Raw genomic sequence first — 15,178 nt, 5'->3', positions numbered from 1 at the left:
AAGGAATCGACTTTCTTTAATTTATTTTGTTCAAGGGTTCTTGTTGGTTAAATAATATTTAGCGGTGAATTTATAAATTGTGATTTATAAATAAAGCTTGAATAATAGATAAATATATTGAAATAAAATTTCTTATTAACTTTAATGATAGGATTTAATCGAGAGTGGATTGTATTTCTTTTTTTCGCCCATATCGATTATATAAGTTGCTAATTGTTGAATACCGAGATTTATCTTATGTTCATTTACTTGTGAAATGCTTAGTCGAATTGCTTTCTGTTTGTTTTCAGCTAAGTACATTCTAGAAACGTTGTCAACATAAATATGTTTTTCATGTAGTAGGTAATTCAATATCCTGCTAAAATAACAGCAGTCAAAAATATGATTTGTAAAATCGTTCGAGGGAAAAGAGGTGTACAGGGTCTTCCGCCAATGTTGATCCCTTTTCGTGCAGCGCGAATATTAGCTGGGAACATAACAATAAGTAACAATGCTAAACTGAGTGAAGCAATATTGGAAGTGATGGGGATCAACAGGCCTATGGCACCAATGATCTCTAATATTCCAGTAGCGGTCACGATGAAATCTGGATTTGGCAGAGCCGGAGGTACCATTTTGATAAGATCCTGACGTCTCTTTCCCCAATGAGCCATTGCCGTAAATAAAAACATGAGAGCAACAGCGCTTCGTAAAGAAGTTTCCCAAACATCAAAATAAGATAGTCCGAAAAAACCAATCAAGCGAAAAATCAGGAATGAAACGATCAGTAGGATAAACGGAACCATTCGTATTCCTCCTCTTAGTTAAAAACCTTTGGTAATCATAAAATACAAAATAACAACAGGGAATAAAGTAGTGGTGATCCCAAAAATGGCCCAATAAAGCGATGCTTTCCGGTACGCTTTAGAAATAATGCCATCCTTTATCGATTCGGCGCTGTGGCGGATCATGCTGCGCTGTATAGGCAGCAGCACCGTCAACCAGAGGATGCCAGAAAGGGAAAACAGGATCATTGAGAGGGTGAGCCAATTGAAACCAGACATTGAATAACCTGCTTGTGCAGCCATTAGACTCCCGGTGATGATGATTATTAACAATCCTGGCAGTGTAAATATAAAGTCGGCCAACATCACGTTTTTCACCGTGTTGTGAATGAATGTAGGATTTCCCTTTATGTCGGCTCTAATTTTCCAAAACGCCGCAGTTATAATGTTTCCTAAGAAAATAATCGCCCCCAATAGATGCAAAAATAATAGAAGGTTCAAATAGTTCACATCCTTTTCTCATTAATCCTTTTTTGACCGCAGTAAGTCGGCGATGAAATTTAAGAAATCGTCTGGGCCGAATGCGTAGGAGTCAGAAGAGATGGCACTTCGCATTCGTATCCCATACGAAATCAATACGAACAATTCGGCTATCTTTTCGGCATCGACTGTTAAGGAAATGACCCCTGCGTTCTGACCGGCTACAATCCATTGCTTTGAAAATTGGATCGCTTGTTCATAAAAACGACGGATCATCTCGCTTACGGCAGGTTGATCGTTCTGCCCCAACAAGTAAATAAAGATTCGATTAGTGGGGTCAAGGGGGTCTTGCAACGATGGCAATTTTTTAAAGATTTCTTGTAGTGGCCTCTCCAGCTCTTTATTTCCTTTATTAACTTCAGCAAAAAAGCGGTCATTGATATCTTCGAGTCTTTCCTCTAACACTATGGCCAACAGTTCATCCTTGCTTTTTACATAATGGTAAATAGCTCCTTTTGAAAGTCCGGTACGTTCTATAATGTCGTTCAAGGTCATTTTGCTACAACCTTTTTCGCGTACTAATTCTTTGGTAGCGTCCATAAGAAGCTGTTTCGTCCGTTTTCGTTTTGATGCCCTATCCAAATATTTTCCTCCTTTTCTCATGTATATTGGTGGTTATCTTTGGTTTTGTTTGTTGATATTAATTATATATACCGACGGTCGGTTTGTAAATAAACAGTTTTTGTTATTCAACAAAAGGGCGCAATTCATGTACAAGGAATTTTGTTTTTAGTTATTATTTTCAACATGGTAATAAATATTTGACACTTTTTCTGTCGTAAATCACGCAAAAGAAGCATCATTTAAGATGCTTTAAAGAAAGGGTGCATATTACCGACTTACTTTTTTTTCATACCATCTGCCTTTACTAAAAAACTTTATTTCAGTAAATCTACCAGTAAGAATGCTATTGGTTGCATTAGAGTTAAAGCCTTTGTTAAAAGTAGTTGAATTACAACCAGTTATTGTAAAAATGGGTAATCCAGATGATTCGGCTTGGAAGAAAAAAATGCTACCCATTGTTTCAAAATCAACTAAAGTAAACTTAAAAATATTATCATTCTCTCCAGGACCATGAACTAAGCTAATTGTGAAAGCGCCAGTTAAAGTTTCAGTACCTATTGTAATTGTACCAGTGCCAGTTGTATTCAATGTGCTTTGACCATTTATAACAGAACAATCTGGTCGGTTAACAGTGTTAGATGAAAAGCTAAAACCGAAATCTCTTGTTGCATCTAAAGTGACTGTACTTCCTACTATAAAGCAAGATGGACAGATGTTAGCGGAGAATGTTCCGAAAAAATCAGTGTTAACTGTTCCAGAGCATTCACACAGTCGTCTAATTCCCAAAAATATATCACTCCTTTTAGATTCTCAAAATAATATATGTGTAAGGGATTTGATGTGATTGGACAAAATAAACAACAGTTTTCGGGCTATATTGTGGTACATATACTTTTAAGTAAATTGGATAATTAGGATGATATTGTGAAGGAGCGCATTTAAACTGAACGGATACGTTAGCATCACAGGGCTGTCAAAAGGTAACTTTTATAGGGTGTTCAAATAAACCATTTTTTTAGTCAAGGATATTTATTTAAAAAAAGAAAAAATGAACGAATATTTTATAGGTCAAAGAATATATTTTGTAATTAATGTTAGGCATTATACAATTCATCAATTACCTTTGGCTCAATATAATCAAAGTCCCCCTTTAACTTCACTGCAATAGTTGTATAAGCAATTGCCATTCCTTCATAAAACCTTGTCTTTCTATTTGCTCACTCTTTTTAAATTTATAGGTTTTTTTAATAAATTCTCATAGCCATGTCACAAATCCCCCTCCTATTTCGTTACTATGTATGAAAGATAAAACAGGTTGAAAATGAAAAGGAGGCATATTTTATGACAAATATTCATTCATCATCCAAGGTTGGCTTTGGTAGAAAGGTAGCATTCAGGCTTGCTCAATCGAAATTGATGGGTAAACTGGTGGAGAAATACCCCAAATTAATTGATCGAATCAGTATGAAAAGTATGAAATTGGGCAGAGAAAGGAGTGGAGATGTTCCCTGGACTCCATTAAAAAGGCCGATTGAGGAAAGTCGGGTGGCTCTCATTACCACGGGAGGCATCATCCTGAAAAGCCAACCCCCATTTGACTTGAACGATTCCAAGGGGGATTGCTCCTATCGTGTGATTCCCTCAGATACACCCTCAAGTGAAACGGTGATCAGTCATTTATTTTATGATCATAGCGATGTAAAGGTTGATTTGGAAATCATGTTCCCTTTAGCCACTCTTCACCGCTTGCAACAGGAAGGTAAAGTAGGGAGTATCGCTCCGCGTCACTTCAGTTTTCAGGGAGGAATTCATGATCCCTCTCCGTTGATTGAAAAAACAGCACCGGAAGTAGCGCGCAGTCTTGTGAAGGACCAGGTGGATTTGGCCATTCTGACTCCTGCCTGAAGCCACTGTCATCGGTCCGTGGGACTGATCGCACGAGAATTGGAAAAGCAGGGAATAGCGACAATCACAGTAACCCTGTTACCCGAAACGACTAATGCTTTGGGAGTACCCAGATCGATTTATTTCCCTAACAAACTGGGGAGTCCGATCGGTCGCGCCAACAGAAAGGAGGAACAGTACTCCGCTTTGTTACAATGTTTGGATGCATTGGGCAAAGCAAAAAAAGGGGAGATGATCACCGGGACGAGATGAAACGATCTCGTCCCAACGGATAGAATAGCCCTATTGGACCAAAATTTGTGCTAAATATAGAAAAGAGTGTAATACAGTGTGCTCACAAACAAAAGGGTGTGTTTAGAATGCCGGACGTCTCTGAATCTAAACATCTTCCACCTGATGATGATATGACCAATATGGCTGATATGACCGAAGTTTACTCTTCTTATAAATCGGCTCTTTTTTCGCTTGCTTACCGTATGTTGGGAAGTGTGTCCGATGCAGAAGACATCGTGCAAGAAGCTTTTTTGAATTTGAATCAAGTTTCTTTGCATTCGATTCATCATGTGAAAAGTTATTTATGGAAGGTCACAACAAACCTTAGCATTGACTTCCTGCGTTCTGCCCGAAAGAGGAGAGAAGTGTATGTCGGATCCTGGTTACCGGAACCAATCATTAAGGGAAAGGGGGCGGATCCGGCAGAACAGGTGATTGCCAATGAGGAGTTATCCATCGCTTTTTTACATCTGCTTGAAAACTTAAATCCGGTGGAAAGAGCAGTGTTCCTTCTGCGGGAAGTTTACTCTTATTCTTACGATGAGATTGCGCAATTAATCGGTAAATCGCCTGATAACAGCCGAAAAATCCAAAGCAGAGCGAAACAAAAAGTCGGCGATTTATCCCCTAAAGCGGGGGGAGATAGGAGTAAAAAAGAAAAAACTGTGCGTGACTTTATGGAAGCAGTTCAAAGCAACAACATCGAAAAACTTTTGTCCATTTTATCAGATGACTTCACTATTTATTCCGACGGAGGAGGTAAAGCGAAAGCAAACTTGCGTCCTATCTTTGGAATTAAACGAGCGGTCGCCTTTTTCAAGGGTGTTTACAGTAAAATCCCATCCAATTTGATTGTCATGGAAGCGGATGTGAACGGACAACCGGGAATGATTATGAAGGCGGACGATCAAATTTTTTATGTATTGGCATTTCAATTCGATAACGATAAACTTTCTGCTTTATACAACATTGTTAATCCAGAAAAACTGAAGCATTTGAAAAAGCTGAAATGACAGTGGGAGTGAATCTTTATAGGGTTTGACTGTTATCTGCGGTAATCATATGGCAGTTATTGATTTTTGATTCAAATAGAACAAATGAGTTCAACGTATTACACATGGTTTTATAATAGTAATGCAAGGCATTGAAAAACCAAATGTTCCACATATTAGTGCTGTTTCCTGCTATAAATTTAAAGCAGTAAGAAAAGGCACTAATTTTATTCTTCAACTATCGGGCGCGTTTATTTAGGAACGTGTCTTTTTTATATTAAAGGGCCAGATTGTGGAATAGGATTGACACCGTAGTCTTCGGTTACGATAATGACCGTATATTCATTCTAAAAAGGAGTGATATAATATATGGAATCTAAGAATTATAAATTTACTATTGTGAAAGCAGATAAAGTGGATTTTGATGTGAGGAAACAAATGTCTGAGATTTTTTCGGAAGGATTCTCACAATGGCTCGTTTTTTTTTCAAAGGATAAAAATAAAATTGCAAAAGCTTTTGCTCATATGTTTGTTTTGAATCAATTTTATGTAGCGGTGGCTAATAATAAAATTGCTGGAATGACAGCATGCACGGATGGTGCCGATAGATCGGTTCGATTAAATAAAAAGGAATTAAGGAAGCATCTAGGATTGTTCAAGGGAAGTATGGCAGGGATCTTTCTAAGGAAGGAATTTGAAGCGCCTTTTGAAGAATTTCCTCCCAATACAGGGTCGATTGAGTTTGTAGGAACAGCTTCAGAATTTAGAGGACAGGGTGTAGCATCTCAAATCATAAAGCATATCATTGAAAACACTCCGTACAATGATTATGTCATTGAAGAGGTTGCAGATACGAATACATCGGCAATGAATTTATATAACAAATTGGGATTTGAAGAGTACAAAAGAAAGCCTCTTCCAGAAATTAGGGCTAAGAAAATTGGAATCAATAATTTTTTGTCTTTGAAATACGTAAAAAAGTAATATATTTCTTTAAGATAATGGAAAAAGCAAACAGGAGGGAGAATCCTGCCCAGAACTAAAGAATAATATGAAGAAATGAGAACTATCACTGGAAATAAAATCCATTCATAATTAAAGTAAAATATTTGTAGATGGCTTTAGTAAAAACTATATATTCCTTTTTAGATACTCAACAATCGGGGCTATTCCTTAGTAAAGAGTAGTGCCCATTTTGCATATAATGGCCAGATTGTAGAGGGTCATTTTTTTATAGAAATTGGGTATTTATTTGATGGCTGAGTTACCTAAAATAGTATCAAATTTTGGGGGAATTGCCAGAGAAAGCAGAATCACAATCAAAATGGGAATTAGTCCAGACGGTAAGATTAACCGGCTTAAATAACGACACCTTTTTTTGCAGTTAAAAGTTAGATGAACTTATCACGATCTATCAAAGAAATTTGAAAAATAAAACTCATAGCATCCCCGTATTAGCATATAAATAATTTTTTGATATTCAACTATTGAGCGCAATCCAGGAAAAAGGATAAGCGCTCATTTTCATTTAAGGACCATTTAGTTGAGTATGAGAAGGGTTTATTCGTAAGTAGTCGAACTATAAGTTATTCAATAAAGTTTTAAAAATAAAGCAATCGACAAGGGGGAAGTTTGATGAGTAGAATAATGCTTCGGAATGTGATTGAGGATGACCTTCCTATTTTTTTTAAACACCAACTGGACCGTGAAGCACTCTATATGGCAGCCTTTACGAGTAAAGATCCTAATGATTGGGACAGCTTCTTAACACACTGGAATAAAATCCTCACGAATGAAAGGATTATTAAGCAGGCGATCATTTTCGAAGATATCGTCGTTGGGCACGTTCTATGCTTCGAACAGTTTGATGAACTAGAAGTTAGTTATTGGATTGGAAAGGAATATTGGGGAAAAGGAATCGCAACTAAAGCTTTATGGGAATTTTTAAAACACATTTCAATACGCCCCCTTTATGCTCGTGCTGCAAAAGACAATTTCGGATCTCTTAAGGTTCTAGAAAATTGTGGCTTCGTGATTACTGGTGAGGACAGTGGGTTTTCTAATGCACGTGGCGAAGAGGTGGAGGAGTTTATTCTCACCCTAAATTAAAGAAATCTGCAGATACTAGTGATTATTACATTAAAGGGTGCTATTCGGTAATAGGATTAGCATCCAATCATAAAGAAAACAGCCAGTTGCTTAACAAATAAACTTATCGTAAAGATACAGGTTAGTTATGGAAGAGGAGCTTTAATAAAACATAAAACTTGATAGGTGGATAGTATACATGGATATAGTAATTGAGAAGTTAGATAGCACAGATGAGAAAGATTTGTATAAGTTTGAATTTGAAAACAGAACCTTTTTCGAGGAAATGGTACCTACTCGGGGAGATGACTATTATAAGCCAGAGTTTTTTAACATTAGGCATGAATCCTTACTTGAAGAACAAGCTAAAGGGATTTCAAATTTCTATTTAATTAAAGATCAAAATGGTTCTATTCTTGGAAGGATTAATTTAGTTGATATTGATGAATCTTATAAAATCGGGCACTTAGGCTATAGAGTAGGACAGCAACATACTGGAAAAGGTGTTGCTACAAAAGCATTGAAATTATTATTAGAAACAGTAATAGAGCTAGGCATAAAACAAGTTAAGGCGAAAACAACAACCGATAATATAGCATCTCAAAAAGTTTTAGAGAAAAACGGATTTGAGCGTACAGAAACCGGTGATAAAGAATTTGAAATGAATGGTCAGAAGTTACAGTTTGTTCATTATATTTGGGTTAATAAAGATTCATCTTATTAAACAATTAAACAATCGGCCGCTATTCTTGGTTATTCCAGTTCCATGAGTCCGAGATTAATGCACAAATTCAAAAATACACTTCTAAAGGAGAGGATAAATGAATTTAAAAATGGTTTTTGATTAGCATTCAAGAGTATTCTAATTTATTTTGCTAATTTATAAGGGTATACATCAATCGTCCATTCAAAATCCTCAAACTTGAAATATTATATTAAGAAAGTTTTATGTTTAAAGGAGGAGAACGATGGACAAGCGTCTTGATAAAATAGAGGACAATATGTCAGATGTTAAATCTCGAATAGCTGTTGCAGAAACAACTATCAAAGACGTAAAAGAGGACATTGTGTCTATAAAAGATAATACAACATGGATTCTTAGAATTATCGTAGGAGCAATTATAACAACTTTGCTTGGTTTGATCATTAAAGGTTTTTAGGTGAACTAACATTAAGCTGTCCGATCAGGGCGGCTTTTTATTTTTATTTAAGGAGAGGAAAAGTATGGCATACACATTTTAAAATCCAAAGAATTAATTTGGGAAAGGCCCAAGATCATTCAGGAAATTTCGACTGTTTCAGTCGCTCAACATTTTATTAGTACTAAAAAGGTAAATTTTTCTTAACAAATTTATAACAGCAGAATATAATATAAACTAAAGACAGTCAGCACTGACAGTACAATAGAAAGGATGTTAGTATGAGTACCAGTAATAATTTAAGTAACAATGATAAGCTGCTGTTGGCAGCCATCGATCTAATGGCTGAAAAAGGGTACAATGGTGTATCAACTCAGGAAATCGCTACTGTGGCAGGTTTGAGTGAAAAAACGCTATTTCGCCGATTTGGAAGCAAACTAAACCTTCTCGAAACAGCATTTGACCGTTTTCATTATGCAGAGGAGATGACCAAACTATTTAACGAGCAGCTTGTATGGGATTTGCAAACAGATTTGCTCCTGATCAGTCGGACATACCATGAAGTTATGAATCGTAACCGGAAAATGATTATGATTAGCATCAAGGAGGAAGGTAATTTACCCGGGCTTAGAGAAAGAACACAAAAACACCCTCGACAGTTACTGGATATTTTGACTAATTATTTTATGGTTATGTACGAAAAAGGAAAGCTGATTCAAACAAATCCTGAACTACAAGCGCTGTCGTTCATGATGCTGAATTTCGGCGCTTTTATGAACAACCTGGATTCCAATGATAACTTTCCAAACGTGTCTTTAGAGACATTTATAATAGAGAGTGTACAAACATTCACTAGGGCTTTAACTCCCTAGTTTTTCTACAAACAATATGACAGTCAGTACAGACTGTCATATGTATTATTAAATTAATTGAAGGGTGGTTATGGGAATGGAAAAGGAAATATCTCAACAGATAGGAAAGAAATTAATGCGTATTCTAATGTTCACACTTATCCTATCAGCAATGAGCGTGTTGATGTTCAACTTCGTACTTCCCGAAATTAGTAAAGCTTTTGAGCTTACTACTGCTCAGGTAAGCTGGGTCACTTCATCGTATACTTTAATTTACGGGATAGGAACGGTCATTTACGGGAAGCTGGCAGACCGATATAAGCTCAAAAATTTGTTAACATTTGGATTGTTATTTTTTGCTGTCGGTTCATTGATTGGCTTGGCCTCCCAAACTTACTGGATGCTGCTTGTCGGAAGGTGCTTACAAGCAGTAGGAGCTGCTGCAATCCCAGCAACAGCAATGATTATTCCATTGCGCTACTTTCCTCCTGAAGAGAGAGGCTCAGCTTTGGGTACAGCGTTCGTAGGTTTGGCTATTGGCAGTGCTCTTGGTCCGGTTATTTCAGCATTAATTGTAAGTGTTGCGCATTGGCGCTGGTTATTCTGTATTCCTCTCTTCATTTTATTTACGTTGCCCTTTTATCGTAAAAATTTGGGGGATGATCAGGGGGATTCCGGAAAGCTCGATTGGGTTGGTGGAGGTTTTCTGGCTACTGCATTAACCTTGCTTCTTCTAGGCGTTACGAGTGGAACATGGTGGTTTATTATTACCGCTATTCTTATTTTAGCGTTGTTCATCATACGAATTTGTTCTGTTACCGAGCCGTTTGTTCAACCTAAGCTTTTTACAAATAAGAGCTACACTCTCAGACTTACAATTACTTTTCTAATCAGCGGAATTGGTTTTTCCCTTTATTTTCTAAGTCCATTGCTTTTGGCTGATGTACAACAGTTGTCACCTAGCTGGACTGGATTTGCGATGGTTCCTGCTGCAGTAGCCTCAGCGATACTTGGGAGAAAAGGTGGTAAACTAGCAGACTTGAAAGGAAATTCGTATCTCTACTATGTTGCATCTGGATTGTTATTGCCCTGTTTTATTTTACTTTCAACCTTCACTGGAATATCTCCCGTTTTCATTGCTATCTTTTTGATTTTTGGTCATGTGGGGCAAACCTTTATGATGATTGCGATGTCCAATTCAGTCTCAATGACTTTGCCAAAGGAACAGGCTGGTGTGGGAATGGGACTTTTATCAATGTTAAATTTCATTGCAGGGGGAATGGCTTCAGGGGTTTACGGTAAGGTAGTGGACCTTGGCTCCAATGACCGCTGGAACCCGGCAAATATCTATCCAAACGGTATCATTTACAGCAATATATTTCTCGTTCTTGCTACTTTACATGTAGGCATTCTGCTATTTTATTACTTCCAGTTTGGCAGAGCAAAGAGAAAAAGCATCAAGCTTGAAGGCTGAAGTCAGTTCAGATTAAGTTTACTATTACTTATATTGGGAGGAAATTAAAATGACAACAACTTTATTTGTTAAGGCAAACAATCGTCAAGAATCTGTTACGGGGAAATTATATGATGCATTTTTTGAAAGCTATAGAGCATCGCATCCAAATGATTCGGTGATTGAACTCGATTTATATAAAGAAAAATTGCCTTATTTAGGTGATGTTATGATTAGTGGAAATTCAAATCTTCTCAGGGGATGGAACTTACACTAGAAGAGAAGAAGGTACATGAAATTGTTATTAAACATCTGGAACAGTTTATCGCAGCTGATAAATTGGTCATTGCTTTTCCACTTTGGAACTTAACTGTTCCTGCAGTGCTACACACTTATCTTGACTATCTGCATCACCCACGTAAAACATTTAAGTATACAGCTGAAGGTCAGGTTGGTCTCTTACCTGATAAGAAAGTGGCTTTATTGAACGCAAGAGGTGGAGTATACGCCGAAGGGGATTCTTCTGAAATGGCTGTCAGTTTTGTTAAGAATCATTTAAAAGTATTTGGTATTTCAGACATTACAACGGTAGTCATTGAGGGACAAAGTCAATTTCCTGACCGAAGAGAAGCCATTATTAAGGATGGTCTTAAAAAAGCCGTTGAAACAGCGAAATCATTTTAAATTTGGATTAATTGTTTATAAACATTTTTGACTTAGGGTGATGAAGATAATGATACTCGAATCGTTAAGACAGGGAGCTACTTAGTTGGGAGGGTGTTAGTGAGTATCCACATCGGTCAAAAGCGCTTATCCTTGAACAAGGATAAGTGCTCATTTTTTATTTTAGTACCAGATTGTAGAAGAAAGAAATTATTAGAAAATAATCTAACCTCTAAGTGATTTAAGTAATGGGAGTTTAGTGGGGGATTTTTTATTACTATTCTTAGAATACCTCAGATAAAAGCTAATACAATGTATACATAATATGTTCATCCCATCTTGTATAATAATGCCAAATTAGCGAGAGGAGTTAAATAAATGGAATTTCAAGAAATACTGGATTGGGCTTTTCAGCGGCATCTAAATCCGTTAAGTTGGTATATACGCCCTATCTTTTTAATCGTGTTAGTTTATTTTGCATATAAACGTAGCATGAAAGGTGTAATCATAACTTTTGTGTTAATGATGAGTAGTATGGTTTGGTTTCCAGCACCAGAAACAATTAATCCGCAAATGCAGGCAGTTTTGCAATATGAGCGAATGCTTTTAAGTAACCCAATTTCAGCTATTTTTACGATTGCTATAATGATGGTTTTCGTGGTTTTAATCTTGATGTCTTTTTGGAAGCATTCGCTTAAGTTTGGTTTGATTATTTTGAATGTAACACTCATTGGAAAGGTGATCCTTTCATTACTATTTACTGGCGAGAATGGATGGGCACCTCTAGGTAACACTATTTTTGGGCTGATTTTGATAAATGGTATTGGTTGGTTCATAATGTATAGAAAACGAAAAAATGAGTAAATAAGCATGTGTGTTTAATCAATTAAAGGGCGCATTCTGTAATAAATGCGCCATTTTTATTAATTGGACCATTAGAGTAAGGGAGAAAATGAATTCAATTCCAGTGACGGTAATAATTTGGCCGCCGTTATATGTAATCCCAACTGCATTGTAAAAATCATTCTTACATTGTTTAAAAAGACTGTGCCAATAAATACAGAAAACAAGCTTAATACAGCGGGACAACCAATATAAAAAACAGCGAAACGTTTGAATACGGATCGCTGCTTTTTTGTTCGATGTGATTATGTCTGGCTTGGGACTTTAACAGCTTTGATCATTTGACGGATAGCTCCGAGATGATAGGCTGAGTGTGCTAATGACCCTAGGATACTGTTTAAGGTTTGTTGGTCTAAGGAGGTGAATGAATTGATGTTTTCAAGAAGCGTAGTGTACTCGTTTTGAAGTTCTACTTTAAACCTTGACCAGGTGTTTTCATCCACGGATGAGATTTTCCATGATTCCGACCAATCAAGCTCTGGTTTATCACCTTTCATATAGGAGTTCGCCATCCACAGATAATATCGGGTATGATCTATGTGTGCTGCAATAGTGGTACCTTGGACCAATATGGATGCTTCTTCTGCAGATACTTTTTCGAGCGTGCCGAAAATGCCGCTTCCTGGCTTTGATTCAGTGTACCAGCTTCCATTCCCACTAGGTCCATCAAATGTTTCTTTCATCAACACATTCAAAGATTCCTTTAACATATCGTTCATCTCGTTACCTCCAAATTTTTGATAAAAACTAGAGATCGACCAAATAACCATCTAAAATCATTTAGATGGTTATATTTTAATCGAGTTGAATATAACTGTCAATATAGTTTATGATGGTTATATAAAATGAAGGAGTTTTCACAATGTCTGAAACTAACAAATATATGATGGTCGGAGAGCGGTTATGTCTCGATTTCGTAAATACGATCAGCTGGCGTGAGAGTGAGGATAAAAGGCGGGATTGGTTTATGAGTTACGATAAACTAGTGGATTGGAGTCACCATGCTGGAATTCTAGAGGAGGAGCAGGCTCAGCTCCTCCTGAAAAAATCTGTACACGATCCATCAGAAGCTGAACAGACTCTTGCGCAAGCCATTCAACTGCGGGAAGTGATTTACCGGATATTTCGTTCTTTCACTAAAGAGGAACTAATAAATCCAGAGGACCTGACAAACTTTAATAAAGTGATACATCATTATTATCAACTAATACATCTTGTACGGATGGGAAACGTTTTTTCAATGCACTTAGAAATCCCAGAAGGAGCATTTGATAGTATGCTTCCTCCAATTGTCCAGTCTGCAGTAGATATTTTGACCTCTGAAAAGGACCTGAAACGTGTTAGTCAATGTGAAGGCGATCAATGTGGTTGGCTTTTCTTCGATACCAGCCGTAATCGGAGCCGTCGTTGGTGTTCGATGGCCGACTGCGGGAACCGTGCTAAAGCCCGACGCTTTTACCAGAACAAGAAATAGTCAGTGAAGCTGCAATTCGTGAAGTAAAAGAAGAAACGGGCTTAGACGTAGAGATTGATGGTGTTTTTTCTATAAGTGAAGCATTTTTCGAAGTAAGAGGACATCAGCTATTTTTCCTACTTTTTGATCTTTATTTAAATAAAAGGTGTTTTTGTTCAATTAGGCTTTGTGATGATCATCAGCGAAAGGGCGCTATCCTTGAAATAGAGGAATGCGCTCATTTTGTTTAAGGGCCATATTCTTGAATTATTAAAGCAAGCAATATATCGATTTTTCTACATATAATCCCATTGATGTTTGAATTTAGGGAGGAAGTAGCAGAATGATTGGAAAACAAATACAAAAGGATGTTATTGTTGTTGGGGGAGGACCGGCGGGCATGATGCTTGGCTTATTATTGGCTAAGGTTGGTGTTCAAGTAATCGTCTTGGAGAGCCACGATAATTTTGATCGTGAATACCGTGGAGAGGTGCTTCAGCCACGTTTTATTCAATTGCTTAATCAATTAAAATTACGTGAGTATATCGAACAATTGCCTCATTCTAAGCTAAAGAAAGGTGCTTTTTATCATTATGATAAAAAGATGGGTGACATTGATTTTACTTCCATGATTGCAGAAGCACCTTATGCTCTCTGGATTCCTCAGCCTATTTTACTTCAAGCCCTATACAAAAAAGCAAAGGAATATCCAACGTTTGATATGATGTTTCATGCCCCAGTAAAAAAACTGCTCGAGAAGGATGGAGCAGTGACAGGGGTGGTTGTTGAGCAGAAGAATAAAGAGCTGCTTGAAATCCAGGCAAAAGTAGTAGTCGGAGCTGATGGACGGTTTTCCACGATTCGTCGTTTAGGTGGTTTTGACTTAGAATATCAACATTATCCTGGTGATCTAATCTGGTTCAGTGTAAAACGGCCTTCTCATTGGGGAGAAGAATTACGATTTAAAATCACAGAGGGACACAGTTATATAACACTGCCGAAATACCCTGATTTACTCCAAGTAGGCATTGCTTTACCTCGGGGTGAATGGAAAGAAACGCTGGGTCAGGGAATAGAAAATTTTCGTCAAGAAATTATGCATGCTAACAAAGGATTTCATGAATTTGCTGAATCTTTGGTTGACTTTAAACCATTCGTACCGCTTCAGGCAAAAAATCATATGGTTAAAACGTGGGCAAAGAATGGCTGCTTGCTGATCGGTGATGCTGCCCATTGTTCATCTCCTGTAGGAGCAATAGGAGTTTCTTTAGCAGTAACGACAGCAGTTGTGGCGGCTGATGTTATTTGGGATGCGCTGCAAAAACGTGATGTCTCAGCTAAAGTTCTTTGTAGAGTTCAGGAAATTCGAAGTGAAGAGATTGAGGAAATTCACCAAATTCAAGAGCGAATGGGAAATTTGTTTTTTACTTCGTCAAAATTTGTAAAAGGGATTCGACCATACATTGTATCTGCTGCTTTCAAAACTCCACTTTTTTCTATGATCCAGAAGAAGCTATTTGTCATGAAAAAACCTGTAGCCATTAATCCTGAATTTGTATTCGATAAATAACAAGATATCGCTTATCTTTA

General features: G+C 37.2%; 16 protein-coding genes and 2 pseudogenes. 13 read left to right on the top strand and 5 right to left on the bottom strand.

Going from position 1 to position 15,178, the window contains the following annotated elements; all coding sequences use genetic code 11:
- Nucleotides 1-347 precede the first annotated feature (347 nt).
- The 4 genes from A6749_RS26350 to A6749_RS26335 all read right to left on the bottom strand — a co-directional run bounded on the left by A6749_RS26350 (nucleotide 348) and on the right by A6749_RS26335 (nucleotide 2,654).
- Nucleotides 348-785, bottom strand: coding sequence for a DoxX family protein (locus A6749_RS26350; RefSeq protein ID WP_066399800.1), 438 nt, complete (start codon nucleotides 783-785; stop codon nucleotides 348-350).
- An 18-nt stretch (nucleotides 786-803) separates the two neighbouring features.
- The gene (locus tag A6749_RS26345; RefSeq protein WP_330220458.1) at nucleotides 804-1,274 is read right to left on the bottom strand and encodes a DUF2269 family protein; all 471 of its coding nucleotides are present in this window, start codon (nucleotides 1,272-1,274) and stop codon (nucleotides 804-806) included.
- Nucleotides 1,275-1,286: 12 nt separating this feature from the next.
- Nucleotides 1,287-1,886 (bottom strand): TetR/AcrR family transcriptional regulator, encoded by a 600-nt coding sequence (locus A6749_RS26340; RefSeq protein WP_066399794.1) that lies wholly within the window; start codon nucleotides 1,884-1,886, stop codon nucleotides 1,287-1,289.
- Between the two features lie 249 nt (nucleotides 1,887-2,135).
- Entirely contained in the window at nucleotides 2,136-2,654 is a 519-nt protein-coding gene (locus A6749_RS26335) for a hypothetical protein (protein ID WP_066399791.1), read from the bottom strand.
- A gap of 555 nt (nucleotides 2,655-3,209) precedes the next feature.
- Between A6749_RS26335 and A6749_RS26330 the strand changes: the two genes are divergently transcribed.
- The 10 genes and pseudogenes from A6749_RS26330 (at nucleotide 3,210) to A6749_RS26285 (ending at nucleotide 12,096) form a co-directional block, all read left to right on the top strand.
- A complete protein-coding gene (locus A6749_RS26330; protein WP_066399790.1) occupies nucleotides 3,210-3,773 on the top strand; it encodes a glycine/sarcosine/betaine reductase selenoprotein B family protein in 564 nt (187 codons plus the stop codon).
- Nucleotides 3,774-4,132: 359 nt separating this feature from the next.
- Nucleotides 4,133-5,059: an RNA polymerase sigma-70 factor gene (locus tag A6749_RS26325; protein ID WP_236719740.1), complete on the top strand. Its 927-nt coding sequence runs from the start codon at nucleotides 4,133-4,135 to the stop codon at nucleotides 5,057-5,059.
- Nucleotides 5,060-5,407: 348 nt separating this feature from the next.
- Nucleotides 5,408-6,022, top strand: coding sequence for a GNAT family N-acetyltransferase (locus A6749_RS26320; RefSeq protein WP_066399787.1), 615 nt, complete (start codon nucleotides 5,408-5,410; stop codon nucleotides 6,020-6,022).
- A 651-nt stretch (nucleotides 6,023-6,673) separates the two neighbouring features.
- The gene (locus tag A6749_RS26315) at nucleotides 6,674-7,147 is read left to right on the top strand and encodes a GNAT family N-acetyltransferase (RefSeq protein ID WP_066399780.1); all 474 of its coding nucleotides are present in this window, start codon (nucleotides 6,674-6,676) and stop codon (nucleotides 7,145-7,147) included.
- A 178-nt stretch (nucleotides 7,148-7,325) separates the two neighbouring features.
- Nucleotides 7,326-7,850 (top strand): GNAT family N-acetyltransferase, encoded by a 525-nt coding sequence (locus A6749_RS26310; protein ID WP_066399770.1) that lies wholly within the window; start codon nucleotides 7,326-7,328, stop codon nucleotides 7,848-7,850.
- 244 nt (nucleotides 7,851-8,094) lie between these two features.
- Entirely contained in the window at nucleotides 8,095-8,286 is a 192-nt protein-coding gene (locus tag A6749_RS26305) for a hemolysin XhlA family protein (RefSeq protein ID WP_066399767.1), read from the top strand.
- Nucleotides 8,287-8,546: 260 nt separating this feature from the next.
- A complete protein-coding gene (locus tag A6749_RS26300; protein WP_066399757.1) occupies nucleotides 8,547-9,137 on the top strand; it encodes a TetR/AcrR family transcriptional regulator in 591 nt (196 codons plus the stop codon).
- Nucleotides 9,138-9,213: 76 nt separating this feature from the next.
- The gene (locus A6749_RS26295; RefSeq protein WP_066399747.1) at nucleotides 9,214-10,590 is read left to right on the top strand and encodes an MFS transporter; all 1,377 of its coding nucleotides are present in this window, start codon (nucleotides 9,214-9,216) and stop codon (nucleotides 10,588-10,590) included.
- A 49-nt stretch (nucleotides 10,591-10,639) separates the two neighbouring features.
- A pseudogene (locus A6749_RS26290) lies at nucleotides 10,640-11,253 on the top strand (FMN-dependent NADH-azoreductase).
- 357 nt (nucleotides 11,254-11,610) lie between these two features.
- Nucleotides 11,611-12,096 carry a hypothetical protein gene (locus A6749_RS26285; protein ID WP_066399745.1) on the top strand — a complete coding sequence of 162 codons (486 nt, stop codon included), beginning with the start codon at nucleotides 11,611-11,613 and terminating at the stop codon, nucleotides 12,094-12,096.
- Nucleotides 12,097-12,380: 284 nt separating this feature from the next.
- On the opposite strand, the gene A6749_RS26280 is transcribed toward A6749_RS26285, so the two are convergent.
- The gene (locus A6749_RS26280) at nucleotides 12,381-12,854 is read right to left on the bottom strand and encodes a hypothetical protein (protein ID WP_066399742.1); all 474 of its coding nucleotides are present in this window, start codon (nucleotides 12,852-12,854) and stop codon (nucleotides 12,381-12,383) included.
- 143 nt (nucleotides 12,855-12,997) lie between these two features.
- On the opposite strand from A6749_RS26280, the gene A6749_RS26275 reads away from it, so the two are divergent.
- From A6749_RS26275 to A6749_RS26270, 3 genes and pseudogenes are all read left to right on the top strand, one after another.
- Complete coding sequence (locus A6749_RS26275; RefSeq protein WP_066399739.1) at nucleotides 12,998-13,609, top strand: CGNR zinc finger domain-containing protein; 612 nt, start codon at nucleotides 12,998-13,000, stop codon at nucleotides 13,607-13,609.
- Nucleotides 13,603-13,734, top strand: a pseudogene (locus A6749_RS29055) (NUDIX domain-containing protein); the annotation flags it as partial. The gene A6749_RS26275 and the pseudogene A6749_RS29055, both read left to right, overlap by 7 nt.
- Nucleotides 13,735-13,931: 197 nt before the next feature.
- Entirely contained in the window at nucleotides 13,932-15,158 is a 1,227-nt protein-coding gene (locus A6749_RS26270; protein WP_084797996.1) for an FAD-dependent monooxygenase, read from the top strand.
- The last annotated feature ends 20 nt before the right edge of the window (nucleotides 15,159-15,178 follow it).

This window comes from Neobacillus mesonae, from assembly GCF_001636315.1.
Lineage (GTDB): Bacteria > Bacillota > Bacilli > Bacillales > Cytobacillaceae > Neobacillus > Neobacillus mesonae.
The sequence above is the reverse complement of the archived record's forward strand: the minus strand, read 5'-3'. Positions and strand labels throughout refer to the sequence as shown.

What these genes read in the sequence shown, in the direction of transcription:
- A6749_RS26350 (WP_066399800.1), bottom strand. Translation starts at nt 785, where the DNA reads ATGGTTCCGTTTATCCTACTGATCGTTTCATTCCTGATTTTTCGCTTG.
- A6749_RS26330 (WP_066399790.1), top strand. Translation starts at nt 3,210, where the DNA reads ATGACAAATATTCATTCATCATCCAAGGTTGGCTTTGGTAGAAAGGTA.
- A6749_RS26325 (WP_236719740.1), top strand. Translation starts at nt 4,133, where the DNA reads ATGCCGGACGTCTCTGAATCTAAACATCTTCCACCTGATGATGATATG.
- A6749_RS26320 (WP_066399787.1), top strand. Translation starts at nt 5,408, where the DNA reads ATGGAATCTAAGAATTATAAATTTACTATTGTGAAAGCAGATAAAGTG.
- A6749_RS26315 (WP_066399780.1), top strand. Translation starts at nt 6,674, where the DNA reads ATGAGTAGAATAATGCTTCGGAATGTGATTGAGGATGACCTTCCTATT.
- A6749_RS26310 (WP_066399770.1), top strand. Translation starts at nt 7,326, where the DNA reads ATGGATATAGTAATTGAGAAGTTAGATAGCACAGATGAGAAAGATTTG.
- A6749_RS26305 (WP_066399767.1), top strand. Translation starts at nt 8,095, where the DNA reads ATGGACAAGCGTCTTGATAAAATAGAGGACAATATGTCAGATGTTAAA.
- A6749_RS26300 (WP_066399757.1), top strand. Translation starts at nt 8,547, where the DNA reads ATGAGTACCAGTAATAATTTAAGTAACAATGATAAGCTGCTGTTGGCA.
- A6749_RS26295 (WP_066399747.1), top strand. Translation starts at nt 9,214, where the DNA reads ATGGAAAAGGAAATATCTCAACAGATAGGAAAGAAATTAATGCGTATT.
- A6749_RS26285 (WP_066399745.1), top strand. Translation starts at nt 11,611, where the DNA reads ATGGAATTTCAAGAAATACTGGATTGGGCTTTTCAGCGGCATCTAAAT.
- A6749_RS26280 (WP_066399742.1), bottom strand. Translation starts at nt 12,854, where the DNA reads ATGAACGATATGTTAAAGGAATCTTTGAATGTGTTGATGAAAGAAACA.
- A6749_RS26275 (WP_066399739.1), top strand. Translation starts at nt 12,998, where the DNA reads ATGTCTGAAACTAACAAATATATGATGGTCGGAGAGCGGTTATGTCTC.
- A6749_RS26270 (WP_084797996.1), top strand. Translation starts at nt 13,932, where the DNA reads ATGATTGGAAAACAAATACAAAAGGATGTTATTGTTGTTGGGGGAGGA.